The organism is Hydrogenophaga sp. (genome assembly GCF_025699295.1).
Taxonomy (GTDB): domain Bacteria; phylum Pseudomonadota; class Gammaproteobacteria; order Burkholderiales; family Burkholderiaceae_C; genus Hydrogenophaga.
Genome location: NZ_JAILWB010000005.1, coordinates 132,086 through 145,892 on the forward strand (window position 1 = coordinate 132,086; position 13,807 = coordinate 145,892).

14 protein-coding genes are annotated in these 13,807 nt (G+C 67.9%); 2 read left to right on the forward strand and 12 right to left on the reverse strand.

Annotation, left to right across the window (positions count from 1 at the left end; genetic code table 11):
- Positions 1-11: 11 nt before the first annotated feature.
- Complete coding sequence (locus K5880_RS06555; protein WP_297650000.1) at positions 12-512, reverse strand: GNAT family N-acetyltransferase; 501 nt, start codon at positions 510-512, stop codon at positions 12-14.
- Positions 509-781 (reverse strand): DUF1778 domain-containing protein, encoded by a 273-nt coding sequence (locus K5880_RS06560; RefSeq protein WP_297650002.1) that lies wholly within the window; start codon positions 779-781, stop codon positions 509-511. Before K5880_RS06560 ends, K5880_RS06555 begins: the two co-directional genes overlap by 4 nt.
- Before the next feature lie 199 nt (positions 782-980).
- On the opposite strand from K5880_RS06560, the gene K5880_RS06565 reads away from it, so the two are divergent.
- Positions 981-1,409, forward strand: a complete 429-nt coding sequence (locus K5880_RS06565) for a DUF2784 domain-containing protein (RefSeq protein ID WP_297650004.1) — start codon at positions 981-983, stop codon at positions 1,407-1,409.
- A 40-nt stretch (positions 1,410-1,449) separates the two neighbouring features.
- Positions 1,450-2,154, forward strand: coding sequence for an HNH endonuclease signature motif containing protein (locus K5880_RS06570; protein ID WP_297650006.1), 705 nt, complete (start codon positions 1,450-1,452; stop codon positions 2,152-2,154).
- A gap of 17 nt (positions 2,155-2,171) precedes the next feature.
- Here K5880_RS06570 and K5880_RS06575 read toward each other — a convergent pair whose 3' ends face one another.
- From K5880_RS06575 to K5880_RS06620, 10 genes are all read right to left on the reverse strand, one after another.
- Positions 2,172-3,074 (reverse strand): antitoxin, encoded by a 903-nt coding sequence (locus K5880_RS06575; RefSeq protein ID WP_297650008.1) that lies wholly within the window; start codon positions 3,072-3,074, stop codon positions 2,172-2,174.
- Positions 3,074-4,153 carry a hypothetical protein gene (locus tag K5880_RS06580; RefSeq protein WP_297650009.1) on the reverse strand — a complete coding sequence of 360 codons (1,080 nt, stop codon included), beginning with the start codon at positions 4,151-4,153 and terminating at the stop codon, positions 3,074-3,076. The genes K5880_RS06575 and K5880_RS06580 overlap by 1 nt, the downstream gene beginning before the upstream one ends.
- Before the next feature lie 146 nt (positions 4,154-4,299).
- Complete coding sequence (locus K5880_RS06585; protein WP_297650011.1) at positions 4,300-4,794, reverse strand: thioesterase family protein; 495 nt, start codon at positions 4,792-4,794, stop codon at positions 4,300-4,302.
- Positions 4,791-5,945: an acyl-CoA dehydrogenase family protein gene (locus tag K5880_RS06590; protein WP_297650013.1), complete on the reverse strand. Its 1,155-nt coding sequence runs from the start codon at positions 5,943-5,945 to the stop codon at positions 4,791-4,793. The genes K5880_RS06585 and K5880_RS06590 overlap by 4 nt, the downstream gene beginning before the upstream one ends.
- A 175-nt stretch (positions 5,946-6,120) precedes the next feature.
- Positions 6,121-8,112, reverse strand: coding sequence for a biotin carboxylase N-terminal domain-containing protein (locus K5880_RS06595; RefSeq protein ID WP_297650015.1), 1,992 nt, complete (start codon positions 8,110-8,112; stop codon positions 6,121-6,123).
- A gap of 136 nt (positions 8,113-8,248) precedes the next feature.
- On the reverse strand, positions 8,249-9,046 hold the full coding sequence (locus K5880_RS06600; protein WP_297650017.1) for an enoyl-CoA hydratase/isomerase family protein: 798 nt from the start codon (positions 9,044-9,046) through the stop codon (positions 8,249-8,251).
- Between the two features lie 154 nt (positions 9,047-9,200).
- The gene (locus tag K5880_RS06605; RefSeq protein ID WP_297650019.1) at positions 9,201-10,373 is read right to left on the reverse strand and encodes an acyl-CoA dehydrogenase family protein; all 1,173 of its coding nucleotides are present in this window, start codon (positions 10,371-10,373) and stop codon (positions 9,201-9,203) included.
- Between the two features lie 119 nt (positions 10,374-10,492).
- Positions 10,493-12,160 carry a carboxyl transferase domain-containing protein gene (locus K5880_RS06610; RefSeq protein ID WP_297650021.1) on the reverse strand — a complete coding sequence of 556 codons (1,668 nt, stop codon included), beginning with the start codon at positions 12,158-12,160 and terminating at the stop codon, positions 10,493-10,495.
- On the reverse strand, positions 12,153-13,049 hold the full coding sequence (locus K5880_RS06615) for an SDR family oxidoreductase (RefSeq protein ID WP_297650023.1): 897 nt from the start codon (positions 13,047-13,049) through the stop codon (positions 12,153-12,155). The genes K5880_RS06610 and K5880_RS06615 overlap by 8 nt, the downstream gene beginning before the upstream one ends.
- A complete protein-coding gene (locus K5880_RS06620) occupies positions 13,046-13,738 on the reverse strand; it encodes a TetR/AcrR family transcriptional regulator (RefSeq protein ID WP_297650025.1) in 693 nt (230 codons plus the stop codon). Before K5880_RS06620 ends, K5880_RS06615 begins: the two co-directional genes overlap by 4 nt.
- Between the last annotated feature and the right edge of the window lie 69 nt (positions 13,739-13,807).

The window sequence follows — 13,807 nt, forward strand, 5'->3', positions numbered from 1 at the left end:
TGGCGGTTTTTTTATGCCGCCGCAGTGGGTCCGTGCAACCGCAACATCAGCGTCAAAGGGTCCAACGGGGACTCTTGAAATCCGTAATGCGCGTAGAAGGCCCTCGCGCTTTCGTTCAACGCGTGGACAAGCAGTGCGCGAACACCGGCGTTTTCCGACACCGCCATCGCCCGCAACACGGCGTCCTGCAACAAGGCGGCACCCAGCTTGACCCCCTGCGCACGCTGTGCGACTGCGAGCCTGCCCAGCACCAGCACCGGTATGGGGTCCGGCATGTTGCGGCGAATGCCGCCGGTTGCGCGTTCGTGAGCGACAGCACCTGCCGCCAACGCGTAGTAACCCACCGCGAAGCGGTTCTCATCGAGAACGACAAATGTGCGACTGGCTCCGCTGAGCTGATTTGCCAGCGCGCGGCGCTTGAGCCAATCGTCAAGGCTGGCCTCGCCACACGCGAAGGCGCTCAGGTCATGGTCGGCGCAAAGGGGCTCGGGAGCGGACAGGCGCGCGCTCATTCGGCGCGGGCAGCCCAGGGGGCCTGCAGGGCCATCAAGCGCTTCAGGCCGGCATTGGGTGCCGCCGGCGCATCGAGCAGGGAGGTGAACTGCTGGAACTTGTCCGTGTCCAGGCTGAAGAAAACCTGGTCGAGGACGACAGCGCGCGCGCGCTCGCAGGCCGCCTCAAGCATGAAGTCGGATCGGTTTTTGCCCAGCAAGGTGGCGGCCTGGTCGATGAGGTCGCGTTGCTCGGGCCTCGCCCGCAGATTGATGGCAGCGTCGCGCATGGAATTTCCCCTGAATGTGTATCTGACGGATATACATTTTGCCGTTGCGTGTAGCCGTTGTCAACACGCACGCCGCCCGCCTCATGTTCCAGAAAATGGATTTCTGCGACACGTTGGCGAGCTCATGTCGCCCTTTTCGAAAAATGAGAACACGTCATGGTGACGTGTCGTCGGCCAATACATGACGCAACATGCCCCCATGAACCTCAGCCCCACCACCGCCGCCCTGCTCGCCGACGCCCTCCTGGCGCTGCACATGGGCATCGTGGTCTTCGTGGTCGGCCTGCTGCCCCTGATCCTGATCGGCGGCACACGCGGCTGGCGCTGGGTGCGCCACTTCGGCCTGCGCCTCACACACCTGGCCCTGATGGCCTTCATCGCCGCCCAGGCCTGGCTGGGCCAACTGTGCCCGCTCACCGTGTGGGAACAGGACCTGCGCCGCATCGCCGGCCAGGGCAGCTACCGCGAGAGCTTCATCGAGCACTGGCTCTCGCGGCTGCTGTACTGGGAGGCGCCGTGGTGGGTGTTTGTGGCGGCTTACTCCGCGTTTGCCCTGCTCGTGGGCGTGGCTTGGTGGGGGGTGAGGCCACACAAACCCGAGACCTCCCCTCGAAACGGTTCTCGTTAGCGACAGTAGCATTTCATTTCGAACAAAGGAGCGGCTTGCCATGAACTTCGCAGATTGGATGTCCCACCGTGGGCTCAGCAAAGCCACGGTGGACAAATACGCGGGTGCCATTCAAGGGCCGCTGACGGCTTGGGCGATGGAGAACGACCTTGTTGCGGGGCCACTGACTTCATTCACCAGCGAATCTGCTTTCCGAGAAACTGCCGCGCGCATCCGCGCCTTGCCCATCTTTCAGGAACGCAATGAGCGCGGGCATGACATGTACAGCAGCGCGCTGAACAAGTTCGCGGAGTACCTCGCGGAGGGCTTCGGAAGCGACGTGGAAACAGACATCGATGCCATCCTGTCGGACCCGGAACTCAGCACCACGGAGCGCTTGGAGTTGGTCAAGTCCCGGGTGGGCCAAGGTGCGTTTCGGCAAAAGCTGCTGACGTATTGGCAATGCTGCGCGGTGACTGGATACCCAGACACGGGGATCTTGGTGGCCTCTCACATCAAGCCCTGGCGGGCCTGCAGCAGCACAGAGAGGCTCAATCCCTTCAATGGGCTGCTGCTCACGCCCAATCTGGACAAGGTGTTTGACGCAGGACTCGTCACATTCTCCAGCCACGGGCCCATTGCCATCTCACCACTGCTCTCGGAGCCCAGGCGATTCGGCATCGAGGCCGACATGCGTGTTGAACTTCATGCGCTGCATGAACCGTTTATGAGCTTTCACAGGCACGAGGTCTTTCGATCCACCTAAACGGACCACACCAGGGTCTATCGATACGCCATCCGCGCGAGCAACCGTTCAACGACGTCGCTGACCTCGCGCTGGCGCAGCGCCCTCGCCTCTCGCCGTTGCGGCTCATCACCTTCGCCGAGCTCGAACTTGGCGACCGCGACTGGGCCGTCCTTGCGGTATCCCTCGGTCTCGCCCACCTGCGCAAACCGGTTTCGCAAGATGTCGAGCGCGCTCTTCACCACATCACCGTGTCGGTCTTCGCACTCCCTGCGAAACGCCTCGGCAACCGCGTCGGTGCCTTCGGGTGCGTGCTCCAGGCAATAGATCAGGTCGTGCGCATCCTTGCGCTCGAAGCGCTGGTCGAACGCGAACGCCTTCAGGCAGGTGAAGCTGATCAGGTTGGCATGCCGGATCTTTTCCACTGCAATGCCTTCACCCCCGAGAAGCTCGGCTTCGACTTCGGTGACTTCGTGCAGATCAAACACGATCGATGCGTGCGGAATGTTGAGGGCGGAGATCGTTCCGTCGGTCGGCAGCGGTTGAACCCTGCCGCCGGCCAGTTCGGGCGCATCGGCGAGAAGCTCCAGCACCATGAGCGCGCCGTGCTCCATGCGGGTCTGCCAGCGCCAAGAGAGCTTCTGCTGTCTGTCGTTCTCGGCGCGCTCGAAACCCATCTTCTTCAGGTTCTCTTCGAGCGTGTGATACGCCTGCATGTCGGCGAGGATCTGCAGATCGATCACGATGTCGACGTCCAGCGTACCGGCATGCGCCGGCACGGCAGGCGGCCTCGCTTTCACCAGGTAGCGCGGTGTAAGCCCACCGACCAGAAAGACCGAGTTCTTCCACGGCCCCAATCCGCGCAGCAGCGTCACAAGAACGCGTTCGCAATCCCGCGTGTACGGATCGCTGTAGCCGTCGAAGGTCGCCGGCTTGGCCATCAAAAGCCGATCCTCTCCCTGCGCAGGTGTTCGGCCATCTCCTTCGCGCGCCCTTCACCCTGCAACAAGTCAAGGTAGACCTGCACGGGGCTTGCCAGCCACACACCGCCCACCTGCTGGCGGAACAACAGTTCGCCTGCCGACTTCGCCGCGATGACGACCAGGTTCGCCCCTTCCGCGACGACGCGCGCGTCCAGTTCTGCCATTGCAGCGTCGGCGCCTGTGCTCGGCAACAGGCGTGTGCGCACCTGCGAGATGCCCGACAGGAAGGGGGCATAGCGCTGCGCGGCAGCCTCGAAGCTCACCGCGTAGCTGACCTGGTGCGCATTGAACACTTCGCCCAGGCGCTGCAGCAAGGCATCGGACTTCAGACCCGGCACGTAGTAGCGGCGCACGGCTTGATCGCTGGAACGGGCCAACTGCCCTGCCCAGGCATCCAGCAAGGCCGCAGGTTCCCGCAGATGGCGTTCCTTGGCCGGGCCTTGTCCGCGGGATTCGAGCCAGTCGAAACGCTCCAGTTCACCCAGCACGTCGGACACGGTGGACGGCGCCACCTGTGCCCGCTCGGCCACCTGGGTGACGCCGAACCAGTCTTGGTGGTCGATCAGGAGCGCATGCAGCACTTGTGCGCGACGCCCGGAAAACAGCGACCGCACCGATCTCTCCAGCGTCTTGGATGGCGGCCTGTCGATGTACACATAGGCCCCGGGGATCGGCAGGAACAGGCTGCCGCCGCTGTCGTAGTAGCCGATGCGCTCGGACTTGAGCAACGCCTTCGCACCCGGCGAAAGGGATTCGGCCACCAACAGGGGCTGGGCGTGGGATGAAGGGGCCTGGTGCCGCGACTGGAACTGCCAGAGCACCTGGCGCACATCCCGGGGGTAGGCCGTCTTCTTCACTTCAACCCACAGAATGACCGGCTTGCCCGCGATGTTCAGGTGGATTTCGGCACCGACCTGGGAAGGCCCCGCAGCGGCTGCTTCGCGCACCTGTGTCTCGGCACGCGCCCCCGGCAGTTCCTGGAGCGACTCCAGGAACCGTTCGATGAGGGCGTGTTCGGCGATGCTCGATTCAGACATGCTGGGCTTTATTTTCTGCGCAGCGAATAATAGCATTACATCGAATATTCGATGCGGTTTTTATTTTCGCTGTTCAGTGAATGAGCCATTCACACACCCAATTGCACCCATTTTGAGAAGAAGACGTTGGAATCGACCCCCCCCTCTCAAGAAACGATATAAGCCCCCGACCCCGCACACAGCAGCTTGCCGTCCGCCCCCAGAAACTCCATGCGCGTGCTGGCCACGCGCGAGCCCAGGCGCAGGACTTCGGCCCTGAGTTCGAAGTGTTCGCCCACGCAGGGGCGCAGGTAGTCGATGCGCAGGTCGATGGTGCCGAGCTTGCTGAAGCGCTGCAGGCGCTGCAGGGGTTCTTCGTTCATGTGGCGCGCGCCGATGGCGGCCACGCAGGCCAGGCCGCCCATCGCGTCAAGGCTGGCGCTGACGACGCCGCCGTGCACGCGGTTGTGCTGGTAGTGGCCGATCAGATCGGGTTTCATGGCGATGCGGCCGCCGACCTTGTCGGGCGTGATGGACGTGATCTGCAGGCCCAGCACGCGGTTGAAGACGATCTTTTCCTCGAACAGCTCCTTGAGCGCGGCGATGAACGCGGGCTCGAACTCGACGGGGGGTGTGGCGACGGCGGGGGGTGTCTTGCTCATAGGCCCCATTGTCGTGCGGCGAGTTCCTTCATGATTTCCTCGGCGCCGCCGCCGATCATCATCACCTTCACTTCGCGGTAGACGCGCTCGCTGACGGTGCCGCGCATGTAGCCCATGCCACCGAGGATCTGCACGGCCGCGTCGGCGCAGAACTGCATGGTCTGCGTGGCGTGGTTCTTGAGCAGGCAGACATTCGCCACCCAGTCCGCGCCTTCGTCGCCGGCGTCCACGCGGTCGCCGAGCGCATCCACCCAGGCCTGGGTGGAGCGGATGCGCATCTGCATGTCCATGAGCTTGTGGCGGATCACCTGGCGCTCGATCAGCGGCTCGCCAAAGGTGTGGCGCTGGCGCGCCCAGGCCAGGGCTTCGTCGTGGCAGGCTTCGGCAAAACCCAGCGCCATGGCGGACAGGGCCAGGCGCTCGCCATTGAAGTTGCCCATGATCATGCGAAAGCCCGCGCCCTCGGCGCCCAGCCGGTAACGGGCGGGCACGCGCACGCCGTCGAAGCGCAGGTGCGCGGTGTCGCTGCAGAGCCAGCCCATCTTGTCCAGCCGGCTGCGCGAGACGCCGGGTGCGCTGCAAGGCACCACGATCATGCTGATGCCGCTGGCGCCCTTGCTGTTCAGGTCGGTGCGCACGGCCAGCGTGATCCAGTCGCAGCGCATGCCGGAGGTGATGAACACCTTCTCGCCGTCGATGACGTAGTCGCCGCCTTCCAGCCGCGCGGCGGTGCGCAGGGCGGCCACGTCGGAGCCGCCGCCGGGCTCGGTGATGCCCAGGGCGGCGATCTGTTCGCCGCGCAGCACGGGCGGGATGATCTCGGCCTGCAGCTCGGGCGCGCCGTGTTTCAGGATGGGCGGCAAGCCGATGTTGTGGGTGAACAGGCTGGCCATCACGCCGCCGCTGCCGCCATGCCGCGCCAGTGTTTGCGACAGGGCGTTGCGCGCGCGCCAGGGCGCGGGTGTGCCGCCCAGGTGTTCGGGGTAGCCCAGGCCGAGCAGGCCCAGTTCCGCGGCCTGGCGGTGCAGCGCGCGCGGCAGCTCGCCCGCTTCTTCCCAGGCGGGCACGTTCGGCGCGATGGCCTGCGTGGCAAAACGCTGCACGGTGTCGACGAGCGCGGCGCGGTCTTCGGCGGTGAAGTCGTTGTTCATGTCGGTCCTCGGGGGGCGCAACGCGCAAGCCAGACGCAACGAGACCGTTCGCCCTGAGCCTGTCGAAGGGCCTGAGCCTGTCGAAGGGCTCGTGCAACAGGCGTTGGCAAGGGCTTCGACAAAGCCTGTCCTGAGCTTGTCGAAGGGCTCAGCCCGAACGGAAGCAAGCTCATCTTCAGGCGCTGAAGATCAACAGCAGCTGGCCCGGTGCCACCTGCTGGCCAGCGGCCACCGAGAGCGCTTCAACGGTGACGTCGCGCGGCGCGGCCAGGGTGTGTTCGAGTTTCATGGATTCGATCACCAGCAGCGGCTCGCCGCGGGCGACGCGCGCACCGGGCGTGGCGTGCACCGCCACCAGCTTGCCGTTGAAGGGTGCGCGCAACTCGCGCGCGGCGTTCGCACCGCCTGCGCGTTCGCGCGGCGCGTGGCTCAGGTCCACCAGCTCGATGGTGTGCGCGCCGGCCTGCACCTGCCAGCGCCCACCGCCCAGTGGCGCGGCGGCCACGGGCCAGGCGCTGCCGTCGACCACCACGCGGCCCGGTGCCACATGGGCCAGCTGCATGCGCTCGCCGTGCGCAACGCGCAGCGCGCCCTGCCCGGTTTCCTGCACCGCGAGGTCGAGCACCTGGTCTTCGCCATGGCGCCAGCGCAGCGGGCGCGCGAACGGGCAAGGCAGCGCGCTCGCGGGCGCCAGGCGGTCGAACGCGGCGGCGAGCACGGCGGCCAGCACCGCGTCGGGCGGGGGCAGCAGCGTGGCGCGGATGGCCTCGCCCTCCTCGGCCAGAAAGGGAATGAGCGCCCCGCCTTCGTGGAACACCGGGTTGCGCAGGCAGGCCGCCAGAAAGGCGCGGTTGCTCGGCAGGCCCAGCAGCAGGGTGTGGTCCAGCGCGTGGGCCAGTCGGTCGATCGCGTCGCGGCGCGTGGGCGCGTGGGCGATCAGCTTGCCGAGCATGGCGTCGTAGTGCGGCGAGACCTCGCTGCCGGTTTCCAGCGCATGGTCAAAACGCAGGCCGGCGGGCAGCGGGGGTTCGGCAAAGCGGTGCACGCGGCCGGTGTGCGGCGTGTGGTGCTCGTCCTCGGCGCACAGGCGCACCTCGATGGCGTGGCCGCTGAAGATGATCTGATCCTGCGCCAGCGGCAACGGCTCGCCGCGCGCCACGCGCAACTGCCATTCCACCAGGTCCAGCCCGGTGAGGGCCTCGGTCACCGGGTGCTCCACCTGCAGGCGGGTGTTCATCTCCATGAGGTAGAACCCCCGTTCACCCTGAGCTTGTCGAAGGGTCCCAGAGGTGCTGGCGGGGGCTTCGACAGGCTCAGCCCGAACGGAGGGTTCGTCCACCAGAAACTCCACCGTGCCCGCCCCCACATAACCCGCCGCCTGCGCCAGCGCCACGGCGCAGCGGCCCAGCGCTTCGCGCAGCGCGGGCGACACCGCCGGGCTCGGCGCCTCTTCGATGATCTTCTGGTGCCGGCGCTGCACCGAACAGTCGCGCTCGCCCAGGTGCACGCAGTGGCCCTGCGTGTCGGCGAACACCTGCACCTCCACATGGCGCGGGCGCAGCAGCGCGCGTTCGATCAGCAGGTCGCCGTTCGCAAAGCCGGCCAGCGCCTCGGAGCGCGCGCCCTGCAGCGCGGGCAGCAGCTGCGCGGCCTCGTGCACCAGGCGCATGCCGCGCCCGCCGCCACCGGCCACGGCCTTGACCATGAGCGGAAAACCGATGCGCTGCGCCTCGGCCACGAAGGTGGCGTCGCGCTGGTCGTCGCCGAAGTAGCCGGGCAGGCAGGGCACGCCGTGCGCGGCGGCCAGCGCCTTGGCGGCGGACTTGCTGCCCAGCGCGCGGATGGCCGCCGGCGGCGGGCCGACCCAGATCAGGCCGGCGTCGATCACGGTCTGGGCGAAGTCGGCGTTCTCGCTCAGGAAGCCGTAGCCCGGGTGCACCGCGTCGGCGCCGGTGGCCACGGCCGCGTCCAGCAGGCGGTCCACGCGCAGGTACGAGTCGGCCGAGGCCGCGCCGCCGAGCGCGAACGCGGTGGTGGCCTCGCGCACGTGCAGCGCGCGCGCGTCGGGTTCGGAAAACACGGCCACGGTCTGTATGCCCATGGCGTGGGCGGTGCGGATGATGCGGCGGGCGATTTCGCCGCGGTTGGCAATGAGAAGTCTCTTCATGGGTTCCTCGCGGCTCATCGCCCTGCACGCTTCGCGTGCCGTGCCATTTGGTGAGCGCTGCACATGGCCCGACAGGCCATATGAGCGCTCCCCCGCGCCAAGGCGCGAACGCCGCGGTTGGCAATGAGAAGTCTCTTCATGGCTGGCCGGCCCAGGGCGCGGGCTGCTTCTTCGCGAAGGCGGCCAGGCCGGCGGCGGCCTCGGGGCTGCGCAGCCCTTGCGCGAAGGCGAAAGCGGCTTCGGTGCGCAGGTCGGGCACGTCGTTGCGCATGCGCTGCAGCAGGCGCTTGGTGCTGGCCACGGCGCCGGGCGCGGCGCGCATCATGGCCTGCACGCGCGCGGCCAGGGCGGCCTCCAGCGCGTCGTCGGCCACGAGCTCGTCCACCAGGCCCAGTGCCTGCGCCTCGGCGCCCTTGTACATGCGGCCCTGCAGCAGGCACTGCCGCGCGGCGGCGTCGCCCAGGCGTTGCCAGACGAAGGGCGCGATCTGCGCCGGCGGCAGGCCCAGCGTCACTTCCGGTGTGGCGAAAGTCGAGCGCTGCGTGGCAATCACGTGGTCGGCGCAGCACAGCAGGCCGAAGCCGCCGCCCATGGCCGCGCCGTCGACCGCGCACACCAGCAACTGCGGCAGGCCGCACAGCGCGTGCAGCACGTCGCCAAAGCCGCGGTTCAGGTCGACCAGCGGGTCCGCCTCGCCCGGCTGCAGCGGCTGGCCGATGGCGCTGGCAAAGCTGCCCAGGCTGCCACCGGCGCTGAAGGCACCGGGCGCGCCGGTGAGCACGATGACGCGCAGGGTTTCGTCCTGCCGGGCGCGCACGCAGGCGCCGAACAGGCCCAGCACCATGGCGTCGCTCAGCGCGTTGCGCGTGGCGGGGTCGTTGAGCGTCCAGCGTTCGGTATCGCCCTGGCGTTCTGTGTGGAAGGTGGTGGTCATGGTTGGTGGTACTGACAGGTGTTGGCGGGGGAGCCCCCACCCCAACCCTCCCCCAGAGGGGGAGGGGGTTGAACGCCCGCCCCCTCTGGCGGCGCAGGGAGAACTCCCTCCCCCTCTGGGGGAGGGTTGGGGTGGGGGCCCGCGCGCAGCAAGCTCACTTCACCGCCCTCTTCGCAATGCCCATGATCTTGCTCAGTATCCCCAGCATGACCTCGTCCGCCCCGCCGCCGATGGAGGCCAGGCGGCCGTCGCGGTACATGCGCGAGACCTTGTTTTCCAGCGTGAAGCCCATGCCGCCCCAGAACTGCAGGCAGGTGTCGGGCACGGTGCGGTTGAGGCGCCCGGCCTTGAGCTTTGCCATGGTGGCCCACTCGGTCACGTCCTCGCCGGCGATGTAGTGCTCCACCGCCTGGTAGGTCAGCGCGCGCAGGCTCTCCACCTCGGTCTTGAGCTCGGCCAGCTTGAACTGCACCCACTGCTGGTCGGACAGGCTGGCGCCGAAGAGCTTGCGTTCCTGCGCCCATTCCACCGTCCATTCGATGCAGTTGGACAGGCTCTGCAGCGTGCTCGCGGCGCACCACAGGCGTTCTTCCTGGAACTGCTGCATCTGGTAGATGAAGCCCGCGCCCTCCTGGCCGATGCGGTAGCGCTGCGGCACGCGCACCTCGTCGAAGTAGATCAGGCCGGTGTCGCTGCTGTGCATGCCGATCTTGCGGATTTTCTGCGCCACCTCGATGCCCTTGACGAGCTTGCCGCCCTCGCGCATCGGCACCATCACCAGGCTCTTGTTCTTGTGTGCGGGGCCTTCGCTGGTGTTGACCAGCATGCACATCCAGTCGGCCTGCAGGCTGTTGGTGATCCACATCTTCTGGCCGCTGATGACGTAGTCGTCGCCGTCCTTGCGCGCCACGCTCTTGATGCCGGCCACGTCGCTTCCGGCGCCGGGTTCGCTCACGCCGATGCAGCTGACCATGTCGCCGGCAATGGCGGGCGCGAGGAAGTCGCGCTTCAGTTCCTCGCTGCCGAAGCGCGCGAGTGCGGGCGTGGCCATGTCGGTCTGCACGCCGATGGCCATGGGCACGCCGCCGCAATGGATGTGGCCCAGCGTCTCGGCCATGGCCATGCCGTAGGAATAGTCCAGGCCCGCGCCGCCCTGTGCCTCGGGCTTGGTCAGGCCCAGCAGGCCGAGCTGGCCCAGGCCCTTGAAGACCTCGTGCGCGGGGAAGATTTCGGCCGCTTCCCACTCGTCCACGTGCGGGTTGATGTGCTCGTCGATGTAGCGCTTGAGCGTCTTCTGGATCTCGCGGTGTTCGTGGGTGAATTGCATGGCGTCTTGTCTCCTTTTTGATTCGGGTTCCCGTTCGCCCTGAGCTTGTCGAAGGGTTCACCCAGGTGTTGGTGAAGGCTTCGACAGGCTCAGACCGAACGGCGGTTTCTTCAGTCCATCTACATCCTCGCCACGCCGAACTGCATGCGCCGCGGCGCATGCGCGGCGGCTTCGGCGCAGGTGTCGAGGCAGAAGGCGAGCACGGCACGCGTGTCGCGCGGGTCGATCACGCCGTCGTCGAGCACCAGGCCGCTGGTGTGGAAGGCATCGGCCTGGCTTTCGAACACGTTCACGATCTGGTCGAACTGGGCCTGCATCTGCGCCGGGTCGGGCGTGATGCCTTTGCGCGCCATGCCGGCCTCGGCCACGATCTGCATGGTGCGCGCGGCCTGCTCGCCGCCCATCACCGCCGTCTTCGCCTGCGGCCAGCTGAACAGGAAACGCGGCGCATAACCGCGCCCGCACATGCCGTAGTTGCCGGCACCGAAAGACGCCCCGCACTGGATGGTGATCTGCGGCACCGTGGCATTCGTCACCGCCTGGATCATCTTGCTGCCGTGCTTGATCATGCCGCCCTGCTCGCTGTCCTTGCCGACCATGTAGCCGGTGGTGTTCTGCAGGTAGATGAGGGGGTGGCCGAGCTGGCACATCCACTGGATGAAGTGCGTGGCCTTGTTCGCGCCGGCCACGTCGATCGGGCCGTTGTTGCTGATGAGGCCCACCGCGTGGCCGCCGATGCGCGCCTGCACGCAGAGGGTGGCGGCGCCGTAGAGCGCCTTGAATTCGAGCAGCTCGGAGCCGTCGACGATGCGGGCGATGACTTCGCGCATGTCCACCGGCTCGCGGTGGTGCGGGGGCATGAGGGCGAGGAGGTCGTCGGGGTGGAAGAGGGGTTGGCGCTCGTGGCCCCCACCCCAGCCCTCCCCCAGAGGGGGAGGGGGCTCGAACTCCCTCCCCCTCTGGGGGAGGGTTGGGGTAGGGGCCCGCGCCGCCAACTGCCCCAGCACCCGCCGCGCCAACCCCAGCGCCTCCCGGTCGTCCTCCGCCAGGTACTCCCCCAGCCCCGACACCCCGGTGTGCATCTCGGCCCCGCCCAGCTCCTCTTCCGTCGCCACCTCGCCGGTGGCGGCCATCAGCAGCGGCGGCCCGGCCAGGAACGCGCGCGAACGCCCGCGCACCATGATCACGATGTCACTGAGCCCCGGCATGTAGGCGCCGCCCGCCGTGCCCGAGCCGTGCTGCACGGTGATCACCGGGATGCCCGCGGCCGAGAGGCGCGCCAGGTTGCGGAACAGGCCGCCGCCGAGCACGAAGCCTTCGACCTTGTATTTGGTGAGGTTGGCGCCTGCGCTCTCCACCAGGTGGATGAAGGGCAGGCGGTTCTCCAGCGCGATCTCCTGCACGCGCAGGATCTTCTCCAGCCCGCGCGCCTGGATCGCGCCGGCGTCGATGCCCGAGTCGCTGGCCACCACCATGCAGCGCACGCCGGCCACGAAGCCCATGCCCGCGACCATGCCGCCACCGGGCACCGATTTCTCCGCGTCTTTTGTGTCCTGCATATAGCCGGCCAGTGAACACAGCGGCACATAGGGCGCACCGGGGTCCAGCAGCAGGGCCACGCGCTCGCGCGGCAGCAGCTGGCCGCGCTTGTCGAACACGGGTTTCGATTTCGCGGAGGCCTGTGCCGCGCGGTCTTCGAGCGCGCGCAGCTGCGCGATGCGCGCCAGCATGGCCTCGCGGCGCTGCTGGGCCTGCGGACTCTGAGGGTTGAAACTCGATTCAAACATCCTGGAACACCTTCGGCGTCACATACCGGTGAAACCCCTCGAAGGGCTTGACCGCGTCGCGGCCCTGCACCTCCACCGGCGCGGCCACCTGGCCCCAGCCCATGCGCACCTGCGGGCGTGCGCCGTCCACGCGCAGCACGCTGCCGCTGATGAAGCTGGCCGCCGGGCTGAGCAGGAAGACGATGGCGGCCGAGGTTTCGGCCTCGTTGCCGAAGCGCCCTGCCGGCACCGTCTCGCGCATCTCGCGCAGCATGGGGCCGGCCTCCTCGGGGTAGTGGTCCATGCCGCTGGAGGCGATGTAGCCCGGCGCGACCGCGTTCACGCGCACGCCGCTCTTGGCCCATTCCAGCGCCGCCGTCTCGGTGAAGTTCACCATGCCCGCGCGCGCCGCGCCGCTGTGGCCCATGCCGGGCATGGAGCCCCACATGTCGGCCACGATGTTGACCACGGAGCCGCCCTTGTCCTGCATGCTCTGCACGTAACACTCGCGCGCCATCAGGAAGCCACCGGTGAGGTTGGTGTCGATCACCGCCTGCCAGCCCTTGGCGCTGATGTTCTCCAGCGGCGTGATGTACTGGCCGCCGGCGTTGTTCACCAGGCCGTCGATGCGGCCGTGCGCGCCGACGATGGCCGTGACCACGGTGCGCACCGTGTCTTCCTGGCGGATGTCGCAGGCGTGGAAGCTCGCGCGCCCGCCGTCGGCCACGATCTCGCCGGCCACGTCCTGCAGCTTGGCCAGGTTGCGCCCGATCAGCACCACGTGCGCGCCCAGGCTGGCCAGCTCGTGCGCGGTGCAGCGGCCAATGCCCGAGCCACCGCCGGTGACCACGACCACGCGGCCATGCAGCAGGCCGGGCGCGAAGACCGATCGGTAGTGAGAGGTGTTCATGCCGGTTCCTTCAGAAAGAGTTGCAGCGCCGAGTCGGTGAGCTCGTCGAGCGTGGCGCGCGCGCGCGCCTTGGCGCTGCGGCCGGAGGGCGGCACGTACCACTGCGCCGACCAGTTGAGCGCGCCAAAGATCATCAGGCGGGCCAGCGCCGGGTCCGCACCCAGCTGGCCTTGCGCATGCAGCGCCTCCAGCTCGGGCACCCAGTCCGCCTCGTAGCGGTCCTTCAGCCGGTTGACCTCGCTGCGCTGCGCCGCGGTCAGCGCGCGCCACTCGTACAGCATCACCGGAATGAAATCGCTGTCGGGCCCGAGCAGCGCATCGAAGTGGTTGCGCACCAGCGCCCGCAGGCGCTCGCGCGCGCCTGCGCCGGCCGGCAGCTGCGCCAGCGCCGCCTGCTGCCGCTGCAGCGCGCCCTGCATGCCTTCGAGCATCACGGCGCCCAGCAGCGCTTCCTTGCTTTCGAAGTGGTAGAAGGGCGAGCCCGCGCGCATGCCCACGGCCGCGGCGATGTCGCGCGTGGTGGTGGCGGCAAAGCCCTGCTGGCGGAACAGCCGCGCCGCGCCGGCAATCAACTCGCGGCGGCGGTTGCCATCGTCGCGTTCATCGGCGGTCTTGCGCGGGCGGCCGCGGGTGCGGCGCGGTGCCTCGGCGGCAGCGGCGGCGGGAAGTTCGGTGTCGGCCAGGCTCATGCAGGGCACGATAGCAGCCGCCCGGATTTTCAGCAAGCAGATGCTTTGTAAAAATATCCGCTGCTTGTC

Excerpts from the sequence above, each read along its gene's own strand:
- K5880_RS06580 (WP_297650009.1), bottom strand. The coding sequence starts at position 4,153 with ATGTCTGAATCGAGCATCGCCGAACACGCCCTCATCGAACGGTTCCTG.
- K5880_RS06590 (WP_297650013.1), bottom strand. The coding sequence starts at position 5,945 with ATGAACAACGACTTCACCGCCGAAGACCGCGCCGCGCTCGTCGACACC.
- K5880_RS06605 (WP_297650019.1), bottom strand. The coding sequence starts at position 10,373 with ATGCAATTCACCCACGAACACCGCGAGATCCAGAAGACGCTCAAGCGC.
- K5880_RS06560 (WP_297650002.1), bottom strand. The coding sequence starts at position 781 with ATGCGCGACGCTGCCATCAATCTGCGGGCGAGGCCCGAGCAACGCGAC.
- K5880_RS06595 (WP_297650015.1), bottom strand. The coding sequence starts at position 8,112 with ATGAAGAGACTTCTCATTGCCAACCGCGGCGAAATCGCCCGCCGCATC.
- K5880_RS06610 (WP_297650021.1), bottom strand. The coding sequence starts at position 12,160 with ATGTTTGAATCGAGTTTCAACCCTCAGAGTCCGCAGGCCCAGCAGCGC.
- K5880_RS06600 (WP_297650017.1), bottom strand. The coding sequence starts at position 9,046 with ATGACCACCACCTTCCACACAGAACGCCAGGGCGATACCGAACGCTGG.
- K5880_RS06620 (WP_297650025.1), bottom strand. The coding sequence starts at position 13,738 with ATGAGCCTGGCCGACACCGAACTTCCCGCCGCCGCTGCCGCCGAGGCA.
- K5880_RS06615 (WP_297650023.1), bottom strand. The coding sequence starts at position 13,049 with ATGAACACCTCTCACTACCGATCGGTCTTCGCGCCCGGCCTGCTGCAT.
- K5880_RS06585 (WP_297650011.1), bottom strand. The coding sequence starts at position 4,794 with ATGAGCAAGACACCCCCCGCCGTCGCCACACCCCCCGTCGAGTTCGAG.
- K5880_RS06565 (WP_297650004.1), top strand. The coding sequence starts at position 981 with ATGAACCTCAGCCCCACCACCGCCGCCCTGCTCGCCGACGCCCTCCTG.
- K5880_RS06555 (WP_297650000.1), bottom strand. The coding sequence starts at position 512 with ATGAGCGCGCGCCTGTCCGCTCCCGAGCCCCTTTGCGCCGACCATGAC.
- K5880_RS06575 (WP_297650008.1), bottom strand. The coding sequence starts at position 3,074 with ATGGCCAAGCCGGCGACCTTCGACGGCTACAGCGATCCGTACACGCGG.
- K5880_RS06570 (WP_297650006.1), top strand. The coding sequence starts at position 1,450 with ATGAACTTCGCAGATTGGATGTCCCACCGTGGGCTCAGCAAAGCCACG.